5 protein-coding genes and 1 riboswitch are annotated in these 6154 nt (G+C 35.6%); of the genes, 2 read left to right on the top strand and 3 right to left on the bottom strand.

Annotated elements, in window-relative coordinates; all coding sequences use genetic code 11:
- Window positions 1-164: 164 nt before the first annotated feature.
- A riboswitch (M-box (ykoK) riboswitch) is annotated at window positions 165-331 on the bottom strand.
- A 54-nt stretch (window positions 332-385) separates the two neighbouring features.
- Entirely contained in the window at window positions 386-1459 is a 1074-nt protein-coding gene (locus J2S08_RS20870; RefSeq protein ID WP_307233018.1) for an AI-2E family transporter, read from the bottom strand.
- A 466-nt stretch (window positions 1460-1925) separates the two neighbouring features.
- Between J2S08_RS20870 and J2S08_RS20865 the strand changes: the two genes are divergently transcribed.
- A complete protein-coding gene (locus tag J2S08_RS20865) occupies window positions 1926-2624 on the top strand; it encodes a copper homeostasis protein CutC (RefSeq protein ID WP_307233016.1) in 699 nt (232 codons plus the stop codon).
- Window positions 2625-2806: 182 nt separating this feature from the next.
- Here J2S08_RS20865 and J2S08_RS20860 read toward each other — a convergent pair whose 3' ends face one another.
- Together J2S08_RS20860 and J2S08_RS20855 are read right to left on the bottom strand one after the other, a co-directional pair.
- Entirely contained in the window at window positions 2807-3859 is a 1053-nt protein-coding gene (locus J2S08_RS20860; protein ID WP_307233014.1) for a 2,3-butanediol dehydrogenase, read from the bottom strand.
- A gap of 246 nt (window positions 3860-4105) precedes the next feature.
- Window positions 4106-4789, bottom strand: a complete 684-nt coding sequence (locus J2S08_RS20855; protein ID WP_307233012.1) for a response regulator transcription factor — start codon at window positions 4787-4789, stop codon at window positions 4106-4108.
- Window positions 4790-5211: 422 nt separating this feature from the next.
- On the opposite strand from J2S08_RS20855, the gene J2S08_RS20850 reads away from it, so the two are divergent.
- A complete protein-coding gene (locus J2S08_RS20850) occupies window positions 5212-6045 on the top strand; it encodes a PRD domain-containing protein (RefSeq protein WP_307233010.1) in 834 nt (277 codons plus the stop codon).
- Window positions 6046-6154: the final 109 nt, after the last annotated feature.

The following is a 6154-nucleotide window of genomic DNA, read 5'->3' as shown; positions in this document are numbered from 1 at the left end:
GAATCGTTTTTACCTAGGTAACGTATTCCAACCTTTAACAATTCATTTGTGTAGCAAAGCTACACAAGGTGCGACTGCCCGTCGCACATAAAAAACACCTTCAAAGAATGAAGGTGTTACATGCAATCATAAGCAAATAAGCCGAAAAAAGACAGCTATCCTCTTAACCTCTCCATTCGTTGAGTTTTAGCACTGTGTGGCATAGGAGTCTTCTTCCAGCTACATTAAAAATCACCTTAAGTCGATGATTTCTGTTGACCCATTGGCGTCTCTCGACATTTTTGGGCAGCAGCATTTCTCCACACAGGAGCCTCACCTAACGAAGCACTTTATTTATTTTTAACATACTTCACTATATGCAATGATGATGGATATGTCAACCTTTTTATTCGTTTAATTTTATAATTCGATAAACATGGCTGACAACTACTTTTGCAAGTGCATAGGTTGGGACAGCCAGCAAAAGTCCAAGTATCCCTGCAAATTGACCTGCAGCCAACAATAAAAATATGATCGTTAATGGATGTATAGAAAGCTTTCTTCCCATTACTTGTGGAGATATCAAATTACTTTCAATTTGCTGTACGACGACAACAATGATCACCACCAAGAGAGCTTTAAATGGTGAATGAAGCAAACCGACGATAACAGCAGGAAACGTGCCAATCCATGGTCCGACAAATGGAATCACATTTGTCAGCATCGCAATTAAGCCAAGAACGAGTGAATAATCCAGCCCAATCAATAGATAGCCAATATATGCCATAATCCCGACACAAAAACTAACAAGCAATTGGCCTTGGATATAAGAACTAAGCGCCTCATTCATATCTGAAATGATTGCTTTCGTTTCTTTATGGTGTTTATTTGGCAATAGTCGAAAAAGAAAGTCTGGCGCACGGTTTCCATCCTTCAGCATATAAAATAAAACAAATGGAATAATAACAAGTACAATCACGATATTCGCAATAAAGCCAATTGTACTCGTCACAGTTGAGCCAATATTTTTTGTTATTTGCGTTAAATAAGTGGAAATATAAGCTGTTATATCCTCAAGAGACATAAAATCATTTTCTAGAAAACGTTCAAACCACTCTTGTTCCTGAACTTGTTCTGCCCAGCGCTGCACCTCATTCGCAAAAGTCGGGAAGTTTTCAATTAACAAATTAAATTGTTTTTGCAGTTCTGGACCAATAGCAAGTACAACAATCGTAATCAATCCGATAAAGCCTAAATAAAGAATCAGTATTGACATTCCGCGAGGGATTTTTTTTGATAATAAATCTACAATTGGGCGCAGTAAATAAAAAAGAACACCCGAAATTAAAATTGGAGCGAAAAGAGTTTGAACTAGTACAACGATCGGTTTAAAGATAAAGGTGATTTTTGTACCTAGAAAAATAATAATGAAAGCCATGATAATACCAGTTCCAATTTTAAACCATCTTTCATTTAGCATGTACTTCCTCCACTTCTAATCAGCAATCAAGTTACTACAGGTACAGCTGATCGTTTTATCTTTTCTATCATTATTTTCATTGCTTTTTATCAATTTTACCATATATGAACGGCAATTCTATAAAATTTATTATGGCAACAGTATTTGACCAAAAGTCTATGAAATATGATTGGACCATCTCTTTATCTAAAGAAGGTTCTATATCTCTTTTGAAATGTTTTTGATCTGGAAAAGGATGTGAAACTTAGCCCCTTTGAAAAGTGATCATTCCAATTTTCTCACTTCTAATTATCGTTAGATGTTTGGAAAAATGAATTTCCTTTGCCAGCATATAAACATTTTGTCACAAAACTATACTCCTTTCATAGTTGCCAAAACGCAAGAAAAGAGACAAAATAAAAGTAAAAGAGAATAACGTCATATTTTTTAACATATATTTTCATTACCAATAAAGAAGGTGTGATAAATGAAAGTTGAAGTGATCGTTCAAAATGAAAAGGATGCAATCGCTGCAGAACAATCCGGCGCCGATCGTCTTGAGCTCGTCTCAGCAATCAGTGAAGGCGGACTAACCCCTAGTTATGGAACGATTGTACGAGTACTGGCTAGTGTACGTATTCCTGTACAAGTGATGATTAGGCCACACAGTTATGATTTTGTTTATGATGAAAGTGATTTTCAGACTATAAAAGAGGATATATTAATGACAAAAATGCTTGGAGCCAATGGCATTGTATTTGGCTGCCTCTGCAAAAATGGAAATATTGATGAACCATTATTAGAAGCTGTACTAGACTTAGCTGATGGAATGGATATAACGTTCCACCGTGCTTTTGATGCTGTAAAAAATCAACAAGACGCGTACAAAGCGCTTTGTAAGTACGGAGATAAAATTAAGAGAATTCTAACGTCCGGCGGAAAGAATAATGCTGCTAATGCTACGGCCGAATTGCATCACTTAGTCAAGCTCTCACATACACACAATTGTGCTATCATCATGCCAGGAGCAGGATTGACACCAGACAACATTAAATCTGTTGCCATAGAAACAGAAGCAAAGGAATTTCACTTTGGGTCTGGAGTACGAAAACATCAGTCATTCGCTCATCCTATTGATAAACAAAAACTAAAGTATCTTAAAAATGAATTAAATTCTATTATCTAAAAATCGCGATGAATGATCTTTTTTGAGGATATGTAACAATATGTAGATATAAACTGTGTAGCAATGCAGGGGATTTTGCCGATAACGGTAAGGTCGAATAAAAGATACCATCATGCGCCGCAGAAAAGGTGAAAAGTACCTTATCTGCGTCGGCCTTTCATATGGATGTTTTTCTGGATGTCTTACGAAGGTTTGACTAAAATTTTCACTTGGTTCTTTTCTTTAACTAGTGCTTCAAAGCCCTCTTCTACAATTTGGCCAAGGCTGATTTTCTTTGTGATCAAAAGATCGGCATTCATTTGTCCTTGTGATATAAGCTTCATCACTGCTGGATAAATGTTTCTGTAAGCGATAATACCAGTGAGGTTGCGCTCTTTCAATACAAGATTATTCGGTTGAATACTTGCCTCTGTTTCCCAAATACTTACGATTACTGTCTCCCCGTCGAATGTTGTACTGTCAATAGCTTGTTGTAAAACAACAGGTACACCTGTTACCTCAAACGCTACGTCGACTCCACCGTTAGTAAGGCGTCTTATTTCACTAACGACATCTACCTTACTAGGATCAAGTACTGTTGTCGCTCCGACTTTTTCAGCAAATGCTTTCCGCTCTTCCGATAATTCAATCACATATATTTCACTTGCTCCAGCTGCTTTTGCTGCTTGAATTGTCAGTAACCCGATTGGACCAGCACCGAATACGGCGATTTTGTCGCCTGCTTTCATACGACTTTGGCGAACTGAATGAAGGGCAACTGCTGCTGGTTCTACAAGAGCACCTTGTTCATAGCTCATGCCATCAGGCAGCTTGTGGACCATATGTTCTTTCACCATTGTTACTTCTGAGAAACCGCCTCCGCCGCCAGCTAGACCGTGAAAACCTAAATGATCGCAAAGATTATAGCGCCCTAAGCGGCAAGCATCACATTCTCCACAGGACAAAATCGGTTCAACAGCTACACGATCGCCAACCTGTACTCGTGTGACGCCATCTCCTATTTCAATAACTTGTCCAGAGAATTCATGACCCATGACAAGTGGAGCTGTTTCCTTACTGATATAATGAGGTTCCTTATCTGGAATAAGAATTGGACCGGCTAAATATTCATGTAGATCGCTGCCGCAAATGCCGCACCATTCTACTTTTATTTTTACCATTCCTGATTTTATTACTGGTTCAGCAATCTCCTCTACTCTGATGTCTTTTGCACCATGCCAACGAGCTGCTTTCATTTTGACACTCTCCTTTTTCAAGTATGAATATCTATTACAATTCTCATTATATCACCAGAGAAATGGGAAAAACGTTGGAGATGTGATCAAATTTCGATAAATATGTAAGCGCAAAGATGCATGTGCTGTATACATTCATGTATTATATGAAGGAATCTCATTAACAGAAACAATTTATTCCTCCATGCATATTACATCATCTTAAGAATACGAGTCAGGAGAATCATACACTAAAAATAAAATCGATTAAGCTTCAATTTTATAGCCAACACCCCAAACGGTTTTGATCAGCTTATAACCGAGTGCTTTTTCAAGTTTTTCTCGTAAATTGCTAATATGAACCATAACGGTATTGTTCGAATATACATATGCTTCCTTCCAAATGAGTTCAAATATTTCTTCCGTACTAAACACCCTTCCTAAGTGGCTGGCAAGTAAATACAAAATATCAAATTCTTTTGCTGTCAATGAAATAGGCGCACCCTTTGTTAGTACAGTATGAGATGTTTTATCTATTTCTATGTCGCCTATTGTTAACAGGTTTTTATTTTTGACAACAGATTTATACTGATAAGAACGGCGTATCAATGACTTTATTCTTGCTATCAGCTCTAAAGGGTTAAATGGTTTAATCATGTAGTCATCGGCGCCTGTCATTAATCCATAAATTTTATCCATATCTTCTGTTTTAGCACTTAGCATAATAATCGGAATCACATGCTTTTCCCTTATCCTGCGGCAAACTTCTATTCCATCGATTCCAGGCATCATAATATCCAAAATCACAAGGTCTACATCTGATTGTTGAATCATATTTAAAGCATCTTCTCCGTTATTAGCCACAACCACATCAAAACCTTCATTTTTTAAATAAATCGAAATTAATTTAACAATATCTTTATCATCATCTACTACTAGTATTTGCTTCATTTTTCATCACACCTATATGTTTTCGTTTTTGATGCTTGGACAGAATTTTAACTAAAGAAAAATATTAACTTTGTTTAAAGTTTAACATGATTCTTTTTTCTTTAATAGAATCACACAAACATATTTATCATCGGTCAGCGTACGCCCGTTCATCTAACGTGTAGTCTACGTTTATAATTAGTTAGAATGACCGTGTTTTTCCTATATTCAACTATAAAATAGACATTAAGAGAATATGCTAAAAAAATCCTAACTCGGAAAAAAAATTAATAAAAAAAACGCTTGCAAGCGAAAAAAAAAAGTGATAAATTAAAAATATAAAATAAGTGTGTAACTGATTCGATCAGGCATAAACTAAACGAACCACAATAGTTTCTTTGTGGCAAGTTTAGTTTTTTTTATGTAGGAGGGAGGGAATTCAAGTGCAAGTTGTTAAATCTTATAATAATAATATTGTGTTAGTTAAAACTTCTGTTGGAGTTGAGCAATTAGCTATCGGACTCGGCATTGGCTTCAATAAAAAAAAAGGAGATACGATAGACCCTCATAAAATTTTGCAATTATTTACTGCGGAATCGAGTAAAGATGTTTCTGATTTAGTGAATGTTGTACGATCTCTTTCCACAGATATTATTTTATTAACGAAAAAAGTCTTGAAGATAGCTGAGGAAAAATTACCTGATTTTCATGTTGATGACAGACTGTTATTAACTTTGACTGACCATATTAATTATGCTATTGAACGCAGCAAGCAACATATTTTTTTAAGAAATCCTTTAATTGGCGAGATAAAATCTTTATATCCAACTGAATATAAAGTTGGTTTAGAAATCATCGCACGTATAGCAGAAGAAACTGGCATTGAATTCCCTCACGATGAAGCAGCTTCCATCGCACTGCATATTGTGAATTCAAGTTATGATACGAATGAAATGGCAGATGTATATAAGGTTGTTGAAATTTCACGCAGTGTATTTACGATGATTAAATATCATTACCATATAGAGTTAGATGAATCTTCCTATCATTTCACAAGATTTTCCACACATTTAAAATATTTTATTTTAAGACAAATAAGCGGCAAAAAAGCATCTCCAATGGATGATAATCTCTTTGAGATGGTGAAAGAAAAATATACGGATGCATATAAATGCGCACAGCGAATCGTGGAGTACTTGGAAAAACAAGAAGGTTGGAAAATATCTAAAGAAGAACAATTCTATTTAACCATTCATATTCACAAATTAATTAATTAATCATTTATGGTGTGTAACTGATTAAGTTCAGGCATTAACCGGATTAGTTATTGCAGTATTTGTACTGTAATGCTAATTCGGTTTTTATTTTATAAAAAAACGCTATCAG

The organism is Bacillus chungangensis (genome assembly GCF_030812995.1).
GTDB classification, from domain to species: Bacteria; Bacillota; Bacilli; order Bacillales; family Bacillaceae_C; genus Bacillus_CF; species Bacillus_CF chungangensis.
Note: the sequence above shows the minus strand (reverse complement) of the source record. Positions and strands in the feature narration are given on the sequence as shown.

Excerpts from the sequence above, each read along its gene's own strand:
- J2S08_RS20860 (WP_307233014.1), bottom strand. The coding sequence starts at position 3,859 with ATGAAAGCAGCTCGTTGGCATGGTGCAAAAGACATCAGAGTAGAGGAG.
- J2S08_RS20865 (WP_307233016.1), top strand. The coding sequence starts at position 1,926 with ATGAAAGTTGAAGTGATCGTTCAAAATGAAAAGGATGCAATCGCTGCA.
- J2S08_RS20870 (WP_307233018.1), bottom strand. The coding sequence starts at position 1,459 with ATGCTAAATGAAAGATGGTTTAAAATTGGAACTGGTATTATCATGGCT.
- J2S08_RS20855 (WP_307233012.1), bottom strand. The coding sequence starts at position 4,789 with ATGAAGCAAATACTAGTAGTAGATGATGATAAAGATATTGTTAAATTA.